Genomic DNA, 21046 nt, shown 5'->3' with positions numbered 1-21046 from the left:
CTAGCGGAAGATGCCGGTGTGGCCGAGCGAGTAGCGGCCGGGCTGCGGGTACACGGCCAGGCCGTGCGGGCCGTCCCCGACGGGGATGCGGGCGATCTGCTTCCCCGTACGCGTGTCGATGGCGTACACCTCGGAGTCGTAACGGCCGGACAGCCAGAGGATCTTGCCGTCGGAGGAGACGCCGCCCATGTCGGGGCTGCCGCCGCCGGGCAGCGTCCACTTCTTGGTCAGCTTGTTCTTCGCGAAGTCGAAGATGGAGATGGTGCCCTCGCCGCGGTTGGAGATGTACATCTCGCGGGAGTCCCGGCTGACGTAGAGCCCGTGGGCGCCCTTGCCGGTGGGCAGGAGCTTGGGGGTGGTGAACTTCTTGCCGTCCAGGACCCACATGCCGTTGGCCACCATGTCGGCGATGTAGAACGTCTTGCCGTCCGGGGAGATCTTGACGTCCTGCGGCATCGCACCCGCGAACGGCAGCCGCTCCTGGCCGACGACCTTCATCTTCGCGGTGTCGACCTTGAGGAGTTCGCCGCTGAACTCGCAGGAGACGATGAAGTACCGGCCGTCGGCCGAGAAGTCGGCGTGGTTGACGCCGTAGCAGCTGACGGGCACGGTCTTGACCTGCTTCATGGTGTGCGCGTCGCGGAAGACGAGTTCACGGTCGAGCGAGGCCATCACGATGGAGTACTTGCCGTCGGGCGTGAAGTAGAGGTTGTACGGGTCGTGCACGTCCACCGTCTTGCCGGCCTTGCCGGTCTTCGGGTCGATGGGCGTGAGCGTGTTGCCCTTGTCGTTGTTGACCCACAGCGTCTTCATGTCCCAGGACGGCACGACGTGCTGCGGCTGGTTGCCGACGTCGATCGTCTCGATGACCTTGTACGTCTTGGGGTCGATGACGGAGACGGTGTCGGACTCGGTGTTGGGCACGTAGACGCGGGACGGGAAGTCCTTGACGACCGGCGACAGCTTGTTCGGGCGGTCGGCGGCGTAGAGGTCCTTGGGGTCGAGGACGGGCGGCATGCCGGGCAGGCCCTGTTCGACCGGCTTCGGCTTCGGCTCGACCTTCACGCCGTGTGTACCGAGCGCCTCGGTGGCCCGGTGCGCCTTGGGCTCGCCGCTGCAGCCCGCGAGGGCCGCGAGGACGGTGGCGGCGGCGATCAGTACTGCGGTGGTGCGGGTGCGGCGCGGTGTCATGTCAACAGCTCCGTGGTGGTCACCGCGGCCAGGCCGCGGCGGTCGAGGTCTTCCAGAAGGGCGGGCAGCGCGGCGACCGTGTCCGCGTATCCGAAGTGCAGGCTCACCACCGAGCCTTCGCGGATCTCCGAGGTGACCTTGCGGGTCACCTCGGCGGCGCCCGGCGAGGTGAAGTCGAGGGAGTCGACGTCGTACGACAGGACGTGCGGGTAACCGACGGCGGCGGCCAGGCTCTCGACGAGCGGGGTCGCCCGCTGGGTGCGCGAGGGCCGGAACCAGGTGCCGATGGAGCCGGTGAGCCGGCGGATGCGGTCGGCGCAGCCGGTGATCTCCGCGCGTGCCTCGGCCTCGGACATCGCGTTGATGTCACGGTGGTTGAGGGTGTGGTTGCCCAGGTCGTGGCCGCCGTCGAGGATGCGCCGGGCCACGGCGGGGTGCTCGTCGAGCCAGGTTCCCACGGCCAGGACGGTCACCCTGGCGTGCGCACGCTCGGCCTCCTTGAGGAGCGCGTACGCGATGGCCGGGTCGCCCTGGCCGTGAAAGGTGAGGGCGACGCGGGGGCGGTTGCGGGGGCCGTGGTCGATCTGGGCGGGCTGCCCGGGGAAGCGGCGGGGGCCCGGGGCCGCCGGGGCGGCGCGCGCGGGGTGGGCCGGGCTCGCGGAGTGCCCGGCGGCCACCGGGTCGCGGGCCGTGGTGGAGCAGCCGGTGGTGAGGGCGGCGGCGGTGAGTCCGGCGCCGAAGCGGAGGGCCCCGCGGCGGTCGGTCGTGGTCACCCGTCACATTAAAGGCCAATATGGCACAAAAGGGACTTACCGACCCGAGGGTCTTAACAAATACTGGACGGGGTCATTAATAAATCTTCATTTGCCAGGCTCGTGGCCCATGTCACCGAGGATTCATTTGATCTCACGGGCCGGGGTCTGTCATAGTCGGAAGCACGACCCCCATTGACCCGGGCTCGGTCGTCGACAGCGGCCGTGGATAACACCCCCACCATCCACGGCGCTCCACGAAAGCCCCCGCGGCGCCCCACAAGGCGAAAACGGGGGCTTTCGTGTACCCCCGAGCGCCCCCGACACCTCCGCTGCCGCCGGGTCCCGCACTCAGCGGTCGGCGACCCGCATCTCGAACCAGGTGGTCTTGCCGCGCGGCAGCAGATCCACGCCCCAACGGTCGGAGAGCTTGTCGACCAGACAGAGTCCGCGCCCGCTGATGTCGAGCTCATGGACGGGCATCAGACAGGGGAGGCCGCGCGAGGGATCCCGCACCTCGACCCTGATCCAGCCACGCCTGCGGACCATCCGTAACCCGAAGATCCTGGCCCCCGTGTGCCGCACCGCGTTGCCGACGAGCTCGGAGACGAGCAGTACGACATCCTCGGTCACCTTCGGGGAGAGCCCCCAGTGCCGCAGGACGACCACCTGGGCGAGCCTGCGCGCGGTCGCCGCCGACTCGGGCCGCGACGGCAGCGGCACCTCCGCCTCGGCCGGATTCCCGAACAACTCCAGTGCTTTCAGAGCCCGTTCGTCCTCGACCGCAGGCGACCAGCGCGCCGCGGTCGCACTCCCGTGCCTCCGCGGCTGTTCGATACCCTCCAGCCCCGCCATGCCCCCATCATGGCTGCCCAGAGCATGCTCCGGGGCCGTTCCTGCCGAATAAGCCCCCCGGAACCTTCCGTTCCGGGGGGCTGGTTTGGCATATGACGCTGGCAGTTAGACCCTTGCCGCGTACCTGCTGAGCTGCGACGATCGCGCGATTCGACCCGATCACCGACCTCGGCGACCCGAACGGCCTTAAGGTTCTCTTAAGGCTGCGATAAACCGCCCCAACGAGGGACAGCGGTGAGACATCCCGTCAACTGCAAGCGGATCAGGGGAAGTTGATACGGGCTCCTCGCGCGGTCCGCAAGCTCGCGTGCCGGCGCCGGGCGCACCGGCGAACCGGCTAGAGGAACTTGGCCTTGCCCGGGCCCTCTTCGACGAAGCTCCGCATGCCGCGCTCGCGGTCCTCGGTGGCGAACAGGCCCGCGAACCAGTTCCGCTCGACCGCGAGACCGGTGTCGATGTCCGTCTCCAGGCCCACGTCGATGGACTCCTTCGCGGCGCGCAGCGCGAGCGCCGGCCCCTGCGCCAGCTTCGCGGCCCAGGCGTGCGCCTGCTCGTAGACCTCTGCGGCGGGCACGACCCGGTCCACCAGGCCGATGGCGAGGGCCTCTTCGGCCTTCACATGGCGGCCGGTGAAGATGAGGTCCTTCGCCTTGGAGGGGCCGACCAGGCGCGCGAGGCGCTGCGTGCCGCCCGCGCCGGGGATCAGGCCGAGCAGGATCTCGGGCTGGCCGAGCCGGGCGTCGTCGGCGGCGATGCGGAAGTCGGCGCACAGCGCGAGCTCGCAGCCGCCACCGAGCGCGTAGCCGGTGACCGCGGCGACGACCGGCTTGGGGATGCGCGCGACGGCCGTGAACGAGTCCTGCAGGGCGCGGGAGCGCACGATCATGGCCGCGTGGTCCATGGCCTGCATCTCTTTGATGTCCGCGCCCGCGGCGAACGCCTTGTCGCTGCCGCGGACGACCACGGCGCGCACGTCGTCGCGGCGCGAGGCCTCCTCGGCGAGCTCCTTGATGCGGTCCTGGGTGGCGATGTCCAGAGCGTTCATCGGCGGCCGGTCGAGCCGGATCGTGCCGACGCCTTCGGCGACTTCGAGGTAGGCAGTCATGGACAGCAGGTTAGTGCGCGTTAACGGGAGAGGCCCGGTGCACTTGGTCACAGTGCGCCGGGCCTCTTCGCTCAGGGACGGAAGGGGGTCAGGCCTTCCACTTCTCCCAGGACATGTTCCAGCCGTTGAAGCCGTTGTCCGGGGCCACCGTCCGGTCCTGCGAGTTCTTCACCTCGACGACGTCACCGATCATCGAGCTGTTGAAGAACCAGGCCGCGGGCACCTTGCTGTCGTAGCCGCCGCGCACGTCGCGCAGGCCCACGCAGCCGTGGCTGGCGTTGTAGTTGCCGAAGGCGCCGCCGCCCCAGTAGTTGCCGTGGATGAACGTGCCGGACGTCGTCAGGCGCATCGCGTGCGGCACGTCCTTGATGTCGTACTCGCCGCCGTAGCCCACCGTTTCGCCGTTCATACGGGTCACGGTGAGCTTCTCGCTGATGACCATCTGGCCGTTCCACGTGGAGTAGCCCGGCTTGCCCGTGGTGATCGGGACCTTCTTGATGGTCTTGCCGTCGCGCTTCACGGTCATCATGTGCGTCTTGGCGTCGACCGTGGAGACCTGGCTGCGGCCGATCGTGAACTTCACGGTCTTGGCCTGCTTGCCGTAGACGCCGGGCCGGCCCTCGACGCCGTCGAGGTTGAGCTTGACGGTCACCTTGGTGCCCGCGGCCCAGTACTTCTCGGGGCGGAAGTCGAGGCGGTCGTTGCCGAACCAGTGGCCCTCGACCGGCACGGACGGCTCCGTCTTGATCTCGATGGCCTTTTCCACGTCCTCCGGGTGCGTGATGCCCCGCGTGAAGTGGACCGAGAACGGCATGCCGACGCCGACCTTCGAGCCGTCCTCCGGCGTGAACTGGCCGACGAACGTGTTCTTCGGGACCAGCGTCGTGAACGCGACGTCCTTCGCGGACGCGCGGCCCTCGGAGTCCTTGGCGACCGCGTGCACCTTGTACTTGGTGGAGGCGGCCAGGTGGTGAGCGGGCGTCCAGCCGGCACCGCCGTCCACGATCTTTCCCTCGACCGGGTTGCCCTTGGTGTCGGCGACCTTCACCTCGGTCAACTTGCCCTTGTCGGCGGTGATCCGGAGGTCTCCGCTGGTGGCCACGCCGTCCGCGCCGTCCTTCGGGGCGATGGTGACGACGGCCTGGGACGGCTTGTTGGTGTCCGCCTTCCCCGAGTCGCCGCCCTTGCCGTCACTCCCCGCACCGGAGCCGCCGCCCCCTCCGCCGCAAGCCGTGGCCAGCAGCAGAGCGGCCCCCAGCAGAGCCCCCGATATCGGTCGTCGCCCGTTCACGATCTTGTCTCCCCTCGCGCAAGGCCGGTCAGGCCCGCACCCCAGCGCTGTCCTAGCGCGCACTGCGACAGATAACCACACGACCTGCGGTTATGGATCCCCAGGTATGTCACCGTTCAGTCCCAACTGGTCCGGCTTTGACGGGGCGTGGGGTGAGGCATGGGCCGGGCCGGCCGGCCGCGGGGGTCAGTGCTTGGCAGCGCCCGCCTTCCAGTCCTTCCAGGTCATGTTCCAGCCGCTGAGGCCGTTGTCGGGTGCGACTACCTTGTCCTTGCTGTTGACCACATCGATGACGTCGCCGACGAGGGTGCGGTCGAAGAACCAACCCGCGGGCGAATCCGAGCTGCCGCCCCTGGCATCGGCCAGCCCGATGCAGCCGTGGCTGATGTTGCGGTCTCCGAAGGCGTCCGATGTCCAGTAGTTGCCGTGCAGGAACGTTCCGGACGACGTCAGCCGGATGGCGTGCGGCACGTCGGGGACGTTGTACTCACCGCCGAACCCGACGGTGCGGCTGTCCATCCGGGTCATCTCGAGCATCTCGCTGACGACCATCTTCCCGTTGTACGTGGGGGTCTTGGCCGCCCCGGCGGTGATGGGGATGGTGTCGACGAGTTCGCCGTCGCGGCGTACCTCCATGGTGTGTTCGGCCGCGTCCACCAGGCTGACCTGGCTGCGACCGATGGTGAAGGCGATCTTCTTGTTCTGCACGCCGTACACACCGGGGGTCGACTGCACGTCGCGCAGCCCCAGGTCGACGGTGACCTCCGTGCCCGGCTTCCAGTACTCGCGCGGCCGGAAGTCGAGGCGGGTCTTGCCGAACCAGTGCGGGGCGACGTCCACGGCGGGCTTCGTCGTGATGTGGATGGCGCGTTCGACGCCGGCCCGGTTCTCGATGTTCCTGTTGAACTGGAGTGAAACGATCATTCCGGTGCCGACGGTGGACCGGTCCTCCGGCGTGACGTAGCCGACGAACCGCTTTGGGGGGACGGACGTCGTGAAGGTGGTGTGGCGGGCGGAGCGGTGACCGTCCCCGTCGCGCGCGATCACGTCCACGGTGTACTTGGCGGCGAGGGAGAGCCGCCGTTCGCCGGTCGGCCGCCATCGCGTGCCGTCGTCGTCGATCCGGCCGCGGACCGGGACCTCCTGTCCGTCCTGGAGCTTCACGACCTTGACCGATTGCAGGCGCCCGTCCGGCACCTTCACCTCGATCGGCCGGTCGGCCGGTACGTTCTTGGTCCCGTCGGCCGGGACGACCTTGATCGCTTCCTCGGGGGATCGCGGCTTGCCGAACAGATCTTCCGCGGCGGTGCATCCGGTGACTCCGGTCAGCACCACCGCCCAGGTCAGTACGGCGGCCAGCGTGGCCCCTGCGTTTCTCACAGGTGTTCTCACACCCTGATCAACGACCGTCACCCCGCCGGGGAAACGTGAGTGCGACCCAAGCTCTGGGCAGAACACTGGGGAGGACGACGCGACGGGGAGCCGCGGCCGGGACGCCGCACGCCCTTCCCCTGCCGGTGGCGCCGGCCCGACCGAGCCGCGGGAGGCATGACAGGTGGCGAGCGCACCCGAGCAGGAGGCACCACAGGATGCCCTGGTGGAACGGCCCGCGGGGCTTCCGCAGGCGCGCTCCGCGACCGGACGGAAGGGCCGCCGAACGAGAGAGAGGCCGCCGCCCGTCGAGCCGGTGTGGCCGGGCGCGCCGACCCCGCTGGGCGCGCGCTTCCGGGTCGGGCCGGACGGCACGGCGGGCACCAACTTCGCGCTCTGGGCGGGCGGCGCGGAGTCGGTCGACCTCTGCCTCTTCGACGACGCGGGCCGTGAGCGGCGCGCCCCGCTGACCGAGCTGACGCACGAGATCTGGCACGGCTTCGTACCGGATGTGCTGCCGGGGCAGCGGTACGGGTTCCGGGTGCACGGCCGCTGGGACCCGTGGACGGGCGCACGCTGGAACCCGGCGAAGCTGCTCCTCGATCCGTACGCGCGGGCCGTGGACGGGGACTTCGTGCTGCCGCCCGAGGTCTACGGCCATGTGCGCGACTGGCCCGAGCAGCATGTGGCCGACACCGTGCGCGACGACCGGGACTCGGCCCCGTACGTCCCCAAGGGGGTGGTCGTGCACGACGACGCACCCGACGACGAGTGGGCGGACGACCGGCGGCCGAAGACGCCGTGGGCGGACTCGGTGATCTACGAACTGCATGTGAAGGGGTTCACCCAGCGGCACCCGGGGATCCCCGAGGAACTGCGGGGGACGTACGCGGGGCTCGCGCATCCCGCGGCCGTGGAGCATCTGGTGAAGCTGGGCGTGACGGCGGTCGAGCTGCTTCCCGTGCACCAGTTCGCCCACGAGGACCACCTGCTCAGGCGGGGCCTGCGCAACTACTGGGGTTACAACTCCATCGGCTACTTCGCCCCGCACGCGGCGTACGCGGCGTCGGGGACGGGCGGGCACCAGGTCGGCGAGTTCAAGCGGATGGTGCGGGCGCTGCACGAGGCCGGCATCGAGGTCATCCTCGACGTGGTCTACAACCACACGGCGGAGGCGGGCGAGTTCGGCCCGACGCTGTCCCTGAAGGGCATCGACAACCGCGGCTACTACCGCCTCCAGGACGACGCGCGCCGGTACGCGGACTACACGGGCTGCGGCAACACCCTGCATGTCGTGCAGCCGCACGTGCTGCGTCTGCTCACCGACTCCCTGCGCTACTGGGTGACGGAGATGGGAGTGGACGGCTTCCGCTTCGACCTGGCGGCGGCGCTCGCCCGCTCGATGCACGACGTGGACATGCTGTCGCCGTTCCTCGCGGTGATAGCGCAGGACCCGGTCCTGCGGCGGGTGAAGCTGATCGCGGAGCCCTGGGACGTGGGCTCGGGCGGCTATCAGGTCGGCGCCTTCCCGCCCCTGTGGACCGAGTGGAACGACCGCTACCGCAATGCCGTACGGGACTTCTGGCGCGGCGCCCTGCCCGATGTACGGGACCTGGGCTACCGCCTGTCCGGGTCGAGTGACCTGTACGCGTGGGGCGGGCGCCGCCCGTACGCGTCGGTCAACTTCGTCACCGCCCACGACGGGTTCACGCTGCGCGACCTGGTGTCGTACGGCCGCAAGCACAACGAGGCCAACGGCGAGGGCAACCGCGACGGCACCGACGACAACCGGGCCTGGAACTGCGGCGCGGAGGGCGAGACGGCGGACGAGGGCGTACTCGCCCTGCGCAGGCGGCAGTTGAGAAATCTGGTGACGACGCTGCTGCTGTCCACCGGGGTGCCCATGCTCGTCGCCGGTGACGAGCTGGGGCGCACGCAGCGCGGCAACAACAACGCGTACTGCCAGGACAACGAGATCAGCTGGGTGGACTGGTCGCTCCTCGAAGAGCCGGGCTGGCGGGCCCTGTTCGACCTCACGTCGCGGCTGATCGCACTGCGGCACGCACATCCGGTGCTGCGGCGGCGCGCGTTCTTCTCGGGGCGCGCGCACTCGGCGGACGGGCTGCGGGACCTGGCGTGGTTCACGGCCGGCGGCACGGAGATGACGGAGCGGGACTGGTACGCGCCCGCGGCCACGCTCGGGATGTACCTCTCCGGGCGCGACATCCCGGGCCGCGACGCCCTGGGCGCGCCCGTGACGGACGACAGCTTCCTCGCGGTCCTGCACGCGGGGGACCGGCCGGAGAGCTGTGTCCTGCCCGGCGGACCGTGGGCACGGGCGTACGAGGTCGTGGTGGACACATCGCTGGAGGAGCAGCAGGACGCACCGGCGGTGACGCACGCGGCGGGGGCGGTCATCACCGTGCCGGGCCGGACGGTCCTGCTGCTGCGGGTGCTCCCCTCGGACAACAGGGAGGGCTGAACCTCTAGCCGAGGATCTTCCGGTCGTACGCCACGGCGACCGCCGCCGCGCGATCCTTCACGCCCAACTTGCCGTAGACATGGGTGAGATGGGTCTTCACCGTCGCCTCGCTGATGAACAGGACGCGGGCGATCTCCTTGTTCGACGTGCCCTTGGCGACCAGGGCGAGGACCTCGCGCTCCCGGGCCGAGAGGGGTTCGTCGGCGGGGGCGGCCGGGGTGCGGACCGCGGTGACCAGGCGGGAGGCGACCGCCGGGGACAGCACGGTGCGGCCGTCGGCGGCGGCGCGTACGGCCGTGAACAGCTCCTCGCGCGGGGCGTCCTTGAGGAGGTAGCCGGTGGCGCCCGCCTCGATCGCGGGCAGCGTGTCCGAGTCCGTGTCGTACGTGGTCAGGACGAGGACGCGGGAGCGGGCGCCTCGGCGGGTGAGTTCCTTGATGGCGTCGACGCCGTTCCCGCCCGGCATGCGCAGGTCCATGAGGACGACGTCCGGGTCGAGGCGGGCGGCCAGTTCGACGGCCTCGACGCCGTTCGACGCCTCGCCGAGGACCGTGAAGTCACCGGCCGACTCGAACATGCCGCGCAGGCCGTCCCGTACGACGGGGTGGTCGTCGACGATCAGCAGGGAGATGAGGGAGTCACTGGTCATGGCGGACCAACGGTACGCGAGCCGAGACGGCCGTGCCGCCGCCGGGCTCCGACTCCACCGTCAGTGCGCCCGCGATGCGTTCGGCCCTGGCCCGCATCCCGTCGAGGCCGAACCCGCCGGTGCCGGTGCGGGCGGGCAGCTCCAGAGGGTCGAAGCCGCGGCCGTCGTCGCGTACGTCGAGGGTGACCTCGCCCGCCATGTAGGAGAGCGTGACGCCGAGCCGTCCGGCGTGGGCGTGCCGGGCCGCGTTCGACAGCGCCTCCTCGGCGATGCGCAGGAGGGTCGCCTCGATCTCGTCGTGCAGCTGCTCGGTGGTGCCGGTGACGGTGAACTCGGCGCGTACGCCGGTGCGCCGGGACCACTCGGTGACGGTCTTCTTCAGCGCCTCGGACAGGGAGGCGTTCTCCAGGGCCGCCGGGGAGAGGTTGTGCACGGAGCGGCGGGCCTCGCCGAGGCTGTGCCGGGCGAGGTCGGCGGCCCGGTCGAGGTGCTGGCGGGCCTGCGCCGGGTCGGCGGTGCCCGCGACGACCTGGAGCTGGGCGATGATCCCGGTCAGGCCCTGCGCGATGGTGTCGTGGATCTCGGCGGCGAGGCGGCGGCGCTCGTCGGCGACACCGGCTTCCCTTGCCTGGAGGAGGAGTTGGGTGTGCAGGGCGGCGTTCTCGTCCATGGCGTCCTGGAGGGCCTTGTTCGTGTTCTCCAGTTCGGCGATGGTCGCGGCCTGGACGCGGGCCCGCTCGTTCTCCTTGGCGTTCAGGTGGCCCATGATCCCGGCCAGGACCACGTTGACGGCCAGGAGCCCGCCGAACACGATCCAGCCGAGCGGGCCCTTCGGCGGCAGGCCGCCTGACTGGGAACCCGCCACGACGACGACCGCCGCGAACACTCCCGGCCTGACCATGCGGCGCGGCAGGAGCCGCTCGACGTCGAAGTAGCCGCAGGCCCCGTAGAACGCGAAGAACGGATTGATCCAGGCGACGACGAAGCTGATCGCCCAGCGGACCCAGTAGTTGAAGATGCCGGCGCCGGAGGGGCCCGGCCGGGTGCGCATCGCCCGGACCCACCACAGCTGAAGGAGGAACGCGGCGAAGGACAGCGATCCGACCACGTACCAGTCGGACCGGTCCATGCCGACGACGTCGGATGTGGCGACGGACATCACGAGGCCGATACCGAGCAGGCCGAAGGGGCCGTAGCGGTGGAAGTTCGCCCAGCGCTCCTCGACCGTCAGGGCCGCCTCCGCCGCGGCGCTGCTGCGGTCCGTCTCCGTCGTCATGCACCCAGTCTGCACGGCTGCCGCCACACTCATCGCGTCACTCCCAGCGGAACCAGCGGGACGCGCCCGCCGACAGGAGCACGGTCCACAGGGCGAGGACACCCAGGTGGGACCAGGCCGGCCAGTCGCCCGCCGCGGCCTGGCCGAGCGCCTGGGCGGCGGCGCCGAAGGGCGTGTACTCGACGATGTGCGCGAGCGCGTCGGGCATCGCCTGCACCGGCAGCCAGACGCCCGCGCAGAACATCATCGGGAAGAAGACGACCGAGCCGATCGCGTTGGAGATCTTCGTCGTGCGCGACAGGGCCGACACGAGCGCGCCGAGCGCCAGCGCGACGAGGACCGCGAGCACGAGGGCCAGCAGATAGCCGGCGGCCTGCCTCGGCAGCGGTACGTCGTAGGCGATGCGGCCCACCGCGAGCGAGAGGACCGCCGAGCAGAGCGCGGCGACGCCGTGAATGCCCATCTGCGCGCCGAGCAGCGCCGCGGGGCGTACCGGCGTCGTCGACATGCGGCGCAGGATTCCGCGCTCGCGGTAGCCGGTGATGACGGGAGGCATGGACTGCAGGCCCGACATGATCATGGAGAGCAGCACGGTCACGGGGACGTACGCGTCGACGAGGCGGATGCCGCCGAGGGACTTGTCGGCCTCGCGGAAGGAGGGGATGGAGCCGAGGATGACGAGCAGGATCGTCGGGAAGACGACGATCCAGAAGAGGCCGGCGGGCTCGCGTCCGAAGAGCCGGGCCTCGGTGCGCAGGACGGCGCGGTTGGGCGACGTACGGGTCGGGGTCGCGGTGCTCATGACTGGGTGGCTCCCGTCAGGTCCAGGAACGCGTCGTCCAACGTGGCGTCGGACACGCGGAGTTGGTGGGCCGTGATGTGGTGGCGGGCGAGCAGCGTGATGACGGCGTTGACCGTCTCGTCGGTGCCGCCCAGGGTGACGCGGCCGTCCCGGTGTTCCACGGACACGAGCGCGGGCAGGCCCCGCAGCGCCTCTTCGTCGAGGGGCGCGGACGGGGTGAACGACATGACGGTGGACGCCGAGGACCTGCTGATGAGGCCCGCCGGGGTGTCGAGCGCGGCGATCCGGCCCTTGTCGATCACGGCGATCCGGTCGCAGAGGCGCTGTGCCTCCTCCATGAAGTGCGTGACGAGCAGGACGGTGACGCCACTGTCGCGGACGTCCTCGATGAGTTGCCAGGTGTCGCGGCGCGCGCGCGGGTCGAGGCCGGTGGTCAGCTCGTCGAGGACGACGACCCGCGGGTTCCCGATCAGCGCGAGCGCGATGAACAGGCGCTGCTTCTGGCCGCCGCTGAGCTTCGCGAACCGGGTGCCGAGCTTGTCCGTGAGGCGCAGGCGCTCGGCCAGGGGCCGCCAGTCGGCCGGGTTCGGGTAGAACGCCGCGTACAGTTCGAGCGCCTCGCGGACGGTGAGTTTCGGCTGGAGTTCGCTCTCCTGGAGCTGGGCGCCGAGGATTTCGGTGACGCGGTCGTGGTCGGCGACGGGGTCGAGGCCCGCGACGCGGACGCGGCCGGCGTCGGGGACGCGCAGCCCCTCGACGCATTCGACCGCGGTCGTCTTGCCTGCACCGTTCGGGCCGAGGATGCCGAAGATCTCGCCCTCCCCGACGGTGAACGAGAGGTCGTCGACGACGGCCCGCCCGGCGTAGACCTTGCGGAGCCCGGCGACCTCGATCAGGGGCCTGCCGCCCCGTGCTGCGCTGTGTGTCGTCGTCATGCTCCGAGAATCCCCGCGCGGGCCCCTTGGCGGCATCGCCCATCGCGCTCGAAAGGGCATCAGCCGATCGGTTGATACGGCGCTACGGCCCCTGCGGGGCGGGCCATGGCGCGGGGGCGGATTCGCCGGAAACCCGGTGGGCGTTGTCAGTGCCGATCCGTAGTCTCACTCCTGATGCCCACTACACATGCACCGGCCACGGACCCCGACCGACTCGTCCCGGCGGCAGACCGGTCCGCCGTGCGCACGCTGCTGCGCCTGTGGCCGTACGTAAGGCCGGTGCGGGCGCGCTGGGCCGGGGCGGCGACGGTCGCCGTGCTCGCCTCCTGTCTGTCACTCGTCTTCCCCATCGTCCTGAAGTGGCTCGTGGACGGGCCGGTCACGGACCACGACCCGGGCGGGGTGTGGCTGGGCGCGGGCATGCTGCTGGCGCTCGGGGTCACCGAGGCGCTGCTCTTCGGGCTGAGACGGTGGCTGGTGGCGCGGCCGCTGGCGAGCGTCGAGGCGGCCATGCGGGGGGATCTGTACCGGCATCTCCAGCGGCTGCCCGTCGCGTTCCACGACCGGTGGGCCTCGGGCCAGTTGCTGTCACGCGGGACGACCGACCTCATGGTCGTACGCATGTTCCTGGCCTTTCCGCTGACGTTCCTGATCGTCAACGGCGTGACGATCGTCGCCGGGTTCGTGCTGCTCATCGCGCAGGACTGGGGGCTCGGCCTTGTCCTGCTGGCGCCCGCGCTGCCGCTGATGGTGCTCTGCTACCGCTTCGAGTCGAGGTACGCGTCGGCCGCGCGCCGCGCCCAGGACCAGGTCGGGGATCTGACCACGGTGGTCGAGGAGTCCGTGCTCGGGATCCGGATCATCAAGGGGTTCGGGCGGCACCGCAGCCAGGCGCGGGCCTTCCGCGACCTGTCGGGCACGCTGCGCGGGACCGAGCTCACCAAGGCCCGGCTGCTCGCGGGGATCCTCGGCGTCATCACGTTGCTGCCGGAGATGGCGCTCGGGGCCGCGCTGGTGCTCGGGTCCGTGCAGGTCGCGGACGGGAAGCTGTCCGCGGGGACGCTGGTGGCCTTCCTGTCCACGGCCCTCGCCCTGCGCTGGCCGATCGACTCGATCGGGTTCCTGCTCGCCATGAGCCAGGAGGCGGCGACGGCGACCCGGCGGTTCTTCGAGGTCATGGACGAGCCGGAGGAGAGCGAGGGGGTCCCGGCAGCAGGCGCCCCCGCGGCGGAAGACGGTGCGGGCGGGCTGCGGTTCGAAGGGGTCCGCTTCCGGTACCCGGACGCACCCGACGCGTCCGAGCCCGTCCTGGAGCGGATCGATCTGCATGTGCGGTCCGGGGAGACCATGGCGCTCGTCGGGGCGACCGGCAGCGGCAAGACGACCCTGACCGCGCTCGTGCCCCGGCTGCACGAGCTCACCGGCGGGCGGATCACGCTCGACGGGCGGGACATCGGATCCATGGAGCGCGAGGAGTTGCGCACCCTCGTCTCCGTGGCCTTCGAGGAGCCGACGCTGTTCTCGGCCTCCGTCGCGGAGAACGTGCTGATGGGTGCGGTCGAAGCGGACGCCGCGCAGCTCGACCGGGCGCTCGGCGTCGCGCAGGCCGGGTTCGTGAAGGCGCTGCCGGACGCGGCCGGTACGCAGGTCGGCGAGCAGGGGCTCAGTCTCTCCGGCGGGCAGCGGCAGCGGCTCGCGCTCGCCCGCGCGGTCGTGGGGAGCCCGCGCTTCCTCGTGCTCGACGATCCGCTGTCCGCGCTCGACGTGCACACGGAGGCCCTGGTGGAGGCGGCCCTGCGGGAGGTGCTCGCCGCGAGCACGGCGCTCGTCGTCGCGCACCGGCCGTCGACGGTGCTGCTCGCCGACCGCGTCGCCCTCCTGTCGGGCGGGCGGATCACCGCCGTGGGCACGCACCAGGAACTGCTGCGCGCGAACGCCGAGTACCGGCATCTCATGTCCGGTGCGGACCTGGAGAAGGAAGACGACGGGCCACACGGGCCGGAGGGGAAGGGCACGCGATGACCACGACGACCAAGCCGGACCGTACGCCGCAGGATCCGGCCGCCGAGGACGGCGAGGAACTGCGGCCCCCCTCCCCCGGCGACCCCTTCGACCAGGACGACCTGCCCACCCCCAAGGGCGCGACCGGCGCGTTGCTGCGCTCCCTGCTCGCGCCGAGCCGGCGCACGGTGTGGCTGGCCGTGCTGTGTCTGCTGCTCCAGCAGGCCGCCGTGCAGGCGGGGCCGCTGCTCGTCGCGTACGCCATCGACAGCGCGGTGCCCGCCTTCCGCGCGAGTGACCACGGTCCGCTGATCGCGGTGGCGGTCGGCTATCTCCTGGCGGCGTCCTGCTCCAGCCTCTTCCAGTTCGCGTTCGTGCAGGTGTCGGCGCGGGTGAACCAGAACGTGCTGCTCGATCTGCGCGGCCGGATCTTCCGGCACGCGCAGGCACTCAGCGTCGACTTCCACGACCGTTACACGTCCGGGCGGCTCATCTCCCGCGCGACGACGGACGTCGAGTCCCTGCGCGAGCTGCTCGCCGAGGGGCTCCAGGAACTCATCAACATCATCCTGGCCTCCGTGTACATCACGGCGATGCTGCTCTGGCTCGACGTCGGCATCGGCGCCGTGGCCGCCCTGTCGTTCCTGCCGCTCGCCGTCCTCATCCAGCTGTACCGGCGGCGCGCGGCCCGGGTGTACGCGGAGCGGTCGTCGGCGATCGCGCGCGTCATCGTGAAGTTCGCCGAGACGATGAACGGGATCAGGCCGGTGCGCGCCTTCCGCCGCGAGCGCGCCAACGACGCGGACTTCGCCGGGCTGAACCACCGTCACGAGCGGGTCAACGGTGACGCGATGCTCGAGATGGCGCGCTACGTCGTCGGCTCCCGCCTCCTCGCGAACACCGCGGTGGCCGGAATGGTCCTGTGGGGCGCCTACCGTGTCGCCGACGGCACACTCGAACTGGGCGTCCTGGCGGCCGCCGTGCTGTTCATCCGCCGTCTGTACGACCCCATCGACCGGCTCGCGATGTTCCTCAACTCCTATGAGTCCGCGGCTGCTTCACTACGGAAGATCGCGGGGCTGCTGCACCAGACGCCGACCGTGCCGGAGCCGTCGTCGCCGCGCGATCTGCCCGAGCTCGCCGACGACCGTCCCGGCCGCGAGGTCGTCTTCGACCAGGTCTCCTTCGGCTACCGCACAGGCGGCGAGGTGCTCCCCCGCTTCGACCTCACGCTGCCCGCGGGACAGACGGTCGCCGTGGTCGGCTCCACGGGCGCCGGGAAGTCGACGCTGGCCAAGCTCCTGGCCCGCTTCTACGACCCCTCGGCGGGCCGGGTCCTGCTCGACGGCGTCGACCTGCGCGACCTGGGCACGGCCGAGCTGCGGCGGGGTGTGGTGATGGTGACGCAGGAGGCGTTCCTGTTCTCCGGCACGGTCGCCGAGAACATCGCGATCGGCCGGCCCGAGGCGAGCCGCGAGGAGATCGAGCGCGCGGCGAAGGCGATCGGCGCGCATGACTTCATCACGGCACTCCCCGACGGCTACGACACGGATGTGCGCAAACGCGGGGGTCGAATTTCGGCCGGGCAACGACAGCTGGTCGCGTTCGCACGCGCGCTGCTCGCCGACCCGGCGGTCCTGATCCTCGACGAGGCGACGAGCTCTCTGGACATCCCCGGCGAGCGGGCGGTGCAGCGCGCGATGCACACGGTGCTGCGCGGCCGTACCGCGGTCGTCATCGCGCACCGGCTGTCGACGGTGGAGATCGCCGACCGCGTTCTGGTCATGGAACACGGGCGGATCGCCGAGGACGGCACACCGGACCAACTGATCTGCGGTACAGGAGCGTTCGCCGATCTGCATCGTGCCTGGCGGGAGAGCGTGGTCGGCTGAGCCGCGGCCCGGACGCGACCCCTCCGCGCCCGGGCGACAGCTCCGTATATCGAACGTGAACATCCGGGCAACGAACCATTTCCGGCCAACATAATGACGCGCTCCTGACAGACAACGCTCTCTGCTGCCACTCTTCCCTCGGCCTCGCTCAGCTGTCCCACAGCCGAACTGGCGAGTCCCGTTCGTGAACTGCAGCACGACCTGTTGTGCCCAGATGTGCCCAGTTGTGCCCGGCTTCGCAGTTCCACCTCGCACCGCCCTGCACAGCGCTGCTCTGCCTTGTTCTGCCTTGTTCTGCCCGGACGGTCATTCGCCGTCCGGTCTTCCCCGGCCGTGCGATCCGCGGCCCGCAGAAGGAGTCAGCCTTGAGATCGTCCGACACCTCCCACAGATCCGCCTCCCGCAAGCGAGCGACCGCCTACGGCGCGCTCGCGGCAGCCACCGCCCTGCTCGCCGGCGCCGTCCAGGCGGGCGCCACGGCCTCGGCGGACGTCCAGCCGGCCGCGGCGGCCGCCAAGGCCGTCGCGAAGGGCGCCGACCCCGGCGCCCTCCCCGTGAAGCTCTCCCCCGCCAAGCGCGCGGAGCTGCTGCGCGAGGCCAACTCCACCAAGGCGGACACCGCCAAGGACCTCGGCCTCGGCGCCAAGGAGAAGCTCGTCGTACGGGACGTCCTCCAGGACCGTGACGGCACGACGCACACCCGCTACGAGCGCACCTACGACGGACTGCCCGTCCTCGGCGGCGACATGGTCGTCGACACCGCCAAGTCCGGGAAGACCGAGGGCGTGACGCGCGCCGCGAAGTCGGCCCTCAAGGGCGTCGCCACCACCGCGGCGGTCAAGCCGGCCACCGCGGAGCGGCAGGCGGTCAAGGCCGCGGCGGCCGACGGGTCGAAGAAGACCGGGGCGGACCGCGCGCCGCGCAAGGTCGTGTGGATGGCGCAGGGCAAGCCGACCCTCGCGTACGAGACCGTGGTCGGCGGTCTTCAGGAAGACGGCACGCCGAACCAGCTGCACGTCGTCACCGACGCTGCGACCGGCAAGAAGCTGTACGAGTGGCAGGGCATCGAGAACGGCACGGGCAACACGCAGTACAGCGGCAGCGTGACGCTCGGCACGGCCCTGTCCGGATCGTCGTACACGCTCAACGACACCGGGCGCGGCGGGCACAAGACGTACAACCTGAACCACGGCTCGTCCGGCACCGGGACGCTCTACTCGGGCGCGGACGACGTGTGGGGCAACGGCAGCGCCTCGAACACCGAGACCGCGGCCGCGGACGCGCACTACGGCGCGGCGGAGACCTGGGACTACTACAAGAACGTGCAGGGCCGCACCGGCATCAACGGCGACGGTGTCGCCGCGTACTCGCGGGTCCACTACGGCAACGCGTACGTCAACGCGTTCTGGGACGACAGCTGCTTCTGCATGACGTACGGCGACGGCAGCAGCAACCTGCACCCGCTGACGTCGATCGACGTGGCGGGCCACGAGATGACGCACGGCGTCACCGCCGCGACGGCCGGTCTCAACTACAGCGGCGAGTCGGGCGGTCTCAACGAGGCCACCTCCGACATCTTCGGTACCGCGGTCGAGTTCTACGCCAACAACTCCTCCGACGTCGGCGACTACCTCATCGGCGAGAAGATCGACATCAACGGCGACGGCACCCCGCTGCGCTACATGGACAAGCCGAGCAAGGACGGCGGGTCCGCGGACAACTGGTACTCCGGTCTCGGCGGCCTCGACGTGCACTACTCGTCAGGTCCGGCCAACCACTTCTTCTACCTGCTCAGCGAGGGCAGCGGCGCCAAGGTCATCAACGGCGTCAGCTACAACTCGCCGACGGCGGACGGTCTTCCAGTCACCGGCATAGGCCGCGCCAAGGCCGAGCTGATCTGGTTCAAGGCGCTCACCACGAAGTTCACCTCGACCACGAACTACGCGGCCGCGCGCACCGGCACGCTCGCGGTCGCCGGTGAGCTCTACGGCACCACGAGCACCGAGTACAAGGCCGTGCAGGACGCCTGGGCCGGCATAGCCGTCGGCTCGCGCTCCGGTGGCGGCGGTGGCGGTACGTCGTTCGAGAACACGACCGACGTCGCGATACCGGACGCCGGCGCTGCGGTCACCTCGTCGATCGCCGTGACCGGCCGTACGGGCAACGCGCCGAGCAACCTCTCGGTCGCCGTGGACATCGTGCACACCTGGCGCGGTGACCTGGTCGTCGACCTGGTGGCCCCGGACGGGTCCACGTACCGCCTGAAGAACTCCAGCGGCAGCGACTCGGCGGACAACGTCAACGCGACCTACACGGTCAACGCGTCCTCCGAGGTGGCCAACGGCACCTGGAAGCTGAAGGTCCAGGACGTGGCCGCGCAGGACACCGGCTACATCAACAGCTGGAAGCTCACCTTCCCGTAAACCGCACGCAGCGGTAACCCAAGGCCGATCGAGAGCTGTTCGGCCCGCACGGTCTGGGCGCGTCGCCCCGGGTGAGTGAACTCCCCGGGACGGCGCGCCCGTTCATGTTCCGTTCGCAATACGTACAAGAGACATCGCTCAACGGACGATTTCCGGCCAACCTGTGATCGCCCTCCTGACATGTACAAGCCTCAACTGGCACGCTTCCCCCACGCACCACACGCACCACACAGCTAAGCACCATTCAGTTCAGCACCACACAGCTCTCTTACCCCACACACAAGGAGCTTGCGTGACCCCCCACATATCGCGCTTCGCCAAGAAGCGTTCGACTCTGGCCATAGCCACCGCCGTTGCCGCCGGAGCCCTGCTGACCGCCGGAATGACCACCGGCGCGTCCGCGCAGCCCGTGGCCGACGCGACGCCGGGCGGCGCGCCCATGAAGCTCTCGGGCGCCGCCCGCGCCGGCCTCCTCCAGGACGCCGACGCGAAGAAGGCGGAGACGGCGAAGGAGCTGAAGCTCGGCTCCAAGGAGAAGCTCGCGGTCCGTGACGTGGTCAAGGACCGCGACGGCACGACGCACACCCGCTACGAGCGCACCTACGACGGACTCCCGGTCCTCGGCGGCGACCTGGTCGTCCACGAGTCCAAGGCCGGCAAGTCCGAGGGCGTCACCCGCGCGACCTCGAAGAGAATCGCAGTGACGACGGCCTCCGCCTCCCTCAAGGCCGCCCCCGAGGGCGCCCGCAAGGTGGTCTGGGCAGCGTCGGGCACCCCGCGCCTCGCCTACGAGAAGGTCGTCACCGGCACGCAGAAGGACGGCACGCCGCGCAAGCTGCACGTCGTCACGGACGCCGCGACCGGCAAGAAGATCTTCGAGTGGGACGCGATCCACACCGGTGCCGGCGAGAGCCAGTACAGCGGCAGCGTGACGGTCGGATCCACCAAGTCCGGCTCCTCGTACGCCCTCACGGACGCGGAGCGCGGCGGCCACAGCACGTACGACCTCAAGCACGGGTCGTCCGGCAAGGGCACGCTGTTCACCGACGCGGACGACAAGTGGGGCGACGGCACCACCAACGACGCGGCCACGGCCGGGGTCGACGCCGCCTACGGCGCGCAGGTGACGTGGGACTACTACAAGGACGTCCAAGGCCGCAGCGGCATCAACGGCGACGGCAAGGGCGCGTACTCGCGGGTCCACTACGGCAACGCGTACGTCAACGCGTTCTGGGACGACAGCTGCTTCTGCATGACGTACGGCGACGGCGAGGGCAACAAGAAGCCCCTGACGTCGATCGACGTGGCGGGCCACGAGATGTCGCACGGCGTCACCGCGGCGACCGCTGGCCTCATCTACAGCGGTGAGTCCGGCGGTCTGAACGAGGCCACGTCCGACATCTTCGGCACCGCGGTCGAGTTCCACGCGAACAACGCCAAGGACGTCGGTGACTACCTCATCGGCGAGAAGATCGACATCAACGGCGACGGCTCCCCGCTGCGCTACATGGACAAGCCGAGCAAGGACGGCGCGTCCCTGGACAACTGGAAGAGCGGCGCGGGCAACGTCGACGTGCACTACTCGTCGGGCATCGCGAACCACTTCTTCTACCTGCTGTCGGAGGGCAGCGGGAAGAAGGAGATCAACGGGGTCTCGTACGACTCCCCGACCGCGGACGGCCAGCCGGCCGCGGGCATCGGCCGCGCCAAGGCCGAGCAGATCTGGTTCAAGGCCCTGACGTCGTACTTCACGACGAACACGGACTACGCCAACGCGCGCAAGGGCACGCTGAGCGCGGCGTCCGACCTGTACGGCGCCGACTCGGCGGAGTACAAGGCGGTCGACCGGGCGTGGGCCGCGGTCAACGTCAAGTGACGCCTGAAGCACCGTAGTTGTGGGGGGGCGCCGTCGGGTGCCGCCCCCCATGTCAGTTAACGATAAGTACGCCCATAAAAGCCCCCCCGCACACCGCGGCAAGGTCCCGAAGCCGCCACAAGATGAGTGCCGTCGGCGCCGGCAT

15 protein-coding genes are annotated in these 21046 nt (G+C 70.3%); 5 read left to right on the top strand and 10 right to left on the bottom strand.

Annotated features, from left to right (window positions below; all coding sequences use genetic code 11):
* The 6 genes from ACWFR4_RS21740 to ACWFR4_RS21715 all read right to left on the bottom strand — a co-directional run bounded on the left by ACWFR4_RS21740 (position 1) and on the right by ACWFR4_RS21715 (position 6574).
* Positions 1-1191 carry a YVTN family beta-propeller repeat protein gene (locus ACWFR4_RS21740; protein ID WP_453462120.1) on the bottom strand — a complete coding sequence of 397 codons (1191 nt, stop codon included), beginning with the start codon at positions 1189-1191 and terminating at the stop codon, positions 1-3.
* A complete protein-coding gene (locus ACWFR4_RS21735) occupies positions 1188-1964 on the bottom strand; it encodes a polysaccharide deacetylase family protein (protein WP_453462118.1) in 777 nt (258 codons plus the stop codon). The genes ACWFR4_RS21740 and ACWFR4_RS21735 overlap by 4 nt, the downstream gene beginning before the upstream one ends.
* 330 nt (positions 1965-2294) lie before the next feature.
* Positions 2295-2798, bottom strand: coding sequence for an ATP-binding protein (locus ACWFR4_RS21730; RefSeq protein ID WP_362904523.1), 504 nt, complete (start codon positions 2796-2798; stop codon positions 2295-2297).
* Positions 2799-3135: 337 nt separating this feature from the next.
* Complete coding sequence (locus ACWFR4_RS21725) at positions 3136-3903, bottom strand: enoyl-CoA hydratase/isomerase family protein (protein WP_116509701.1); 768 nt, start codon at positions 3901-3903, stop codon at positions 3136-3138.
* Positions 3904-3991: 88 nt separating this feature from the next.
* A complete protein-coding gene (locus ACWFR4_RS21720) occupies positions 3992-5194 on the bottom strand; it encodes a L,D-transpeptidase (RefSeq protein WP_326711089.1) in 1203 nt (400 codons plus the stop codon).
* A gap of 186 nt (positions 5195-5380) precedes the next feature.
* Positions 5381-6574 (bottom strand): Ig-like domain-containing protein, encoded by a 1194-nt coding sequence (locus tag ACWFR4_RS21715; RefSeq protein ID WP_453462112.1) that lies wholly within the window; start codon positions 6572-6574, stop codon positions 5381-5383.
* A gap of 175 nt (positions 6575-6749) precedes the next feature.
* On the opposite strand from ACWFR4_RS21715, the gene glgX reads away from it, so the two are divergent.
* Positions 6750-9047, top strand: a complete 2298-nt coding sequence (gene glgX / locus ACWFR4_RS21710; RefSeq protein ID WP_453654055.1) for a glycogen debranching protein GlgX — start codon at positions 6750-6752, stop codon at positions 9045-9047.
* A 4-nt stretch (positions 9048-9051) separates the two neighbouring features.
* On the opposite strand, the gene ACWFR4_RS21705 is transcribed toward glgX, so the two are convergent.
* From ACWFR4_RS21705 to ACWFR4_RS21690, 4 genes are read right to left on the bottom strand one after another with little or no spacing between them, the layout of a single operon-like run.
* The gene (locus ACWFR4_RS21705; RefSeq protein WP_453462106.1) at positions 9052-9696 is read right to left on the bottom strand and encodes a response regulator; all 645 of its coding nucleotides are present in this window, start codon (positions 9694-9696) and stop codon (positions 9052-9054) included.
* The gene (locus ACWFR4_RS21700; RefSeq protein WP_453462103.1) at positions 9686-10972 is read right to left on the bottom strand and encodes a sensor histidine kinase; all 1287 of its coding nucleotides are present in this window, start codon (positions 10970-10972) and stop codon (positions 9686-9688) included. Before ACWFR4_RS21700 ends, ACWFR4_RS21705 begins: the two co-directional genes overlap by 11 nt.
* Positions 10973-11009: 37 nt before the next feature.
* Positions 11010-11774, bottom strand: coding sequence for an ABC transporter permease (locus tag ACWFR4_RS21695; protein WP_453654053.1), 765 nt, complete (start codon positions 11772-11774; stop codon positions 11010-11012).
* Positions 11771-12709: an ABC transporter ATP-binding protein gene (locus ACWFR4_RS21690; RefSeq protein ID WP_453462097.1), complete on the bottom strand. Its 939-nt coding sequence runs from the start codon at positions 12707-12709 to the stop codon at positions 11771-11773. Before ACWFR4_RS21690 ends, ACWFR4_RS21695 begins: the two co-directional genes overlap by 4 nt.
* A 174-nt stretch (positions 12710-12883) precedes the next feature.
* On the opposite strand from ACWFR4_RS21690, the gene ACWFR4_RS21685 reads away from it, so the two are divergent.
* The 4 genes from ACWFR4_RS21685 (at position 12884) to ACWFR4_RS21670 (ending at position 20901) form a co-directional block, all read left to right on the top strand.
* On the top strand, positions 12884-14731 hold the full coding sequence (locus ACWFR4_RS21685) for an ABC transporter ATP-binding protein (protein ID WP_453654051.1): 1848 nt from the start codon (positions 12884-12886) through the stop codon (positions 14729-14731).
* Positions 14728-16602, top strand: coding sequence for an ABC transporter ATP-binding protein (locus ACWFR4_RS21680; RefSeq protein ID WP_453462091.1), 1875 nt, complete (start codon positions 14728-14730; stop codon positions 16600-16602). The genes ACWFR4_RS21685 and ACWFR4_RS21680 overlap by 4 nt, the downstream gene beginning before the upstream one ends.
* A 365-nt stretch (positions 16603-16967) precedes the next feature.
* Positions 16968-19025, top strand: a complete 2058-nt coding sequence (locus tag ACWFR4_RS21675) for a M4 family metallopeptidase (protein WP_453462088.1) — start codon at positions 16968-16970, stop codon at positions 19023-19025.
* A 292-nt stretch (positions 19026-19317) separates the two neighbouring features.
* Entirely contained in the window at positions 19318-20901 is a 1584-nt protein-coding gene (locus ACWFR4_RS21670) for a M4 family metallopeptidase (protein ID WP_453654049.1), read from the top strand.
* Positions 20902-21046 lie beyond the last annotated feature (145 nt).

The sequence above is a fragment of the Streptomyces sp. NPDC055140 genome, assembly GCF_053607285.1.
This window is presented reverse-complemented; position numbering and strand designations above follow the sequence as displayed.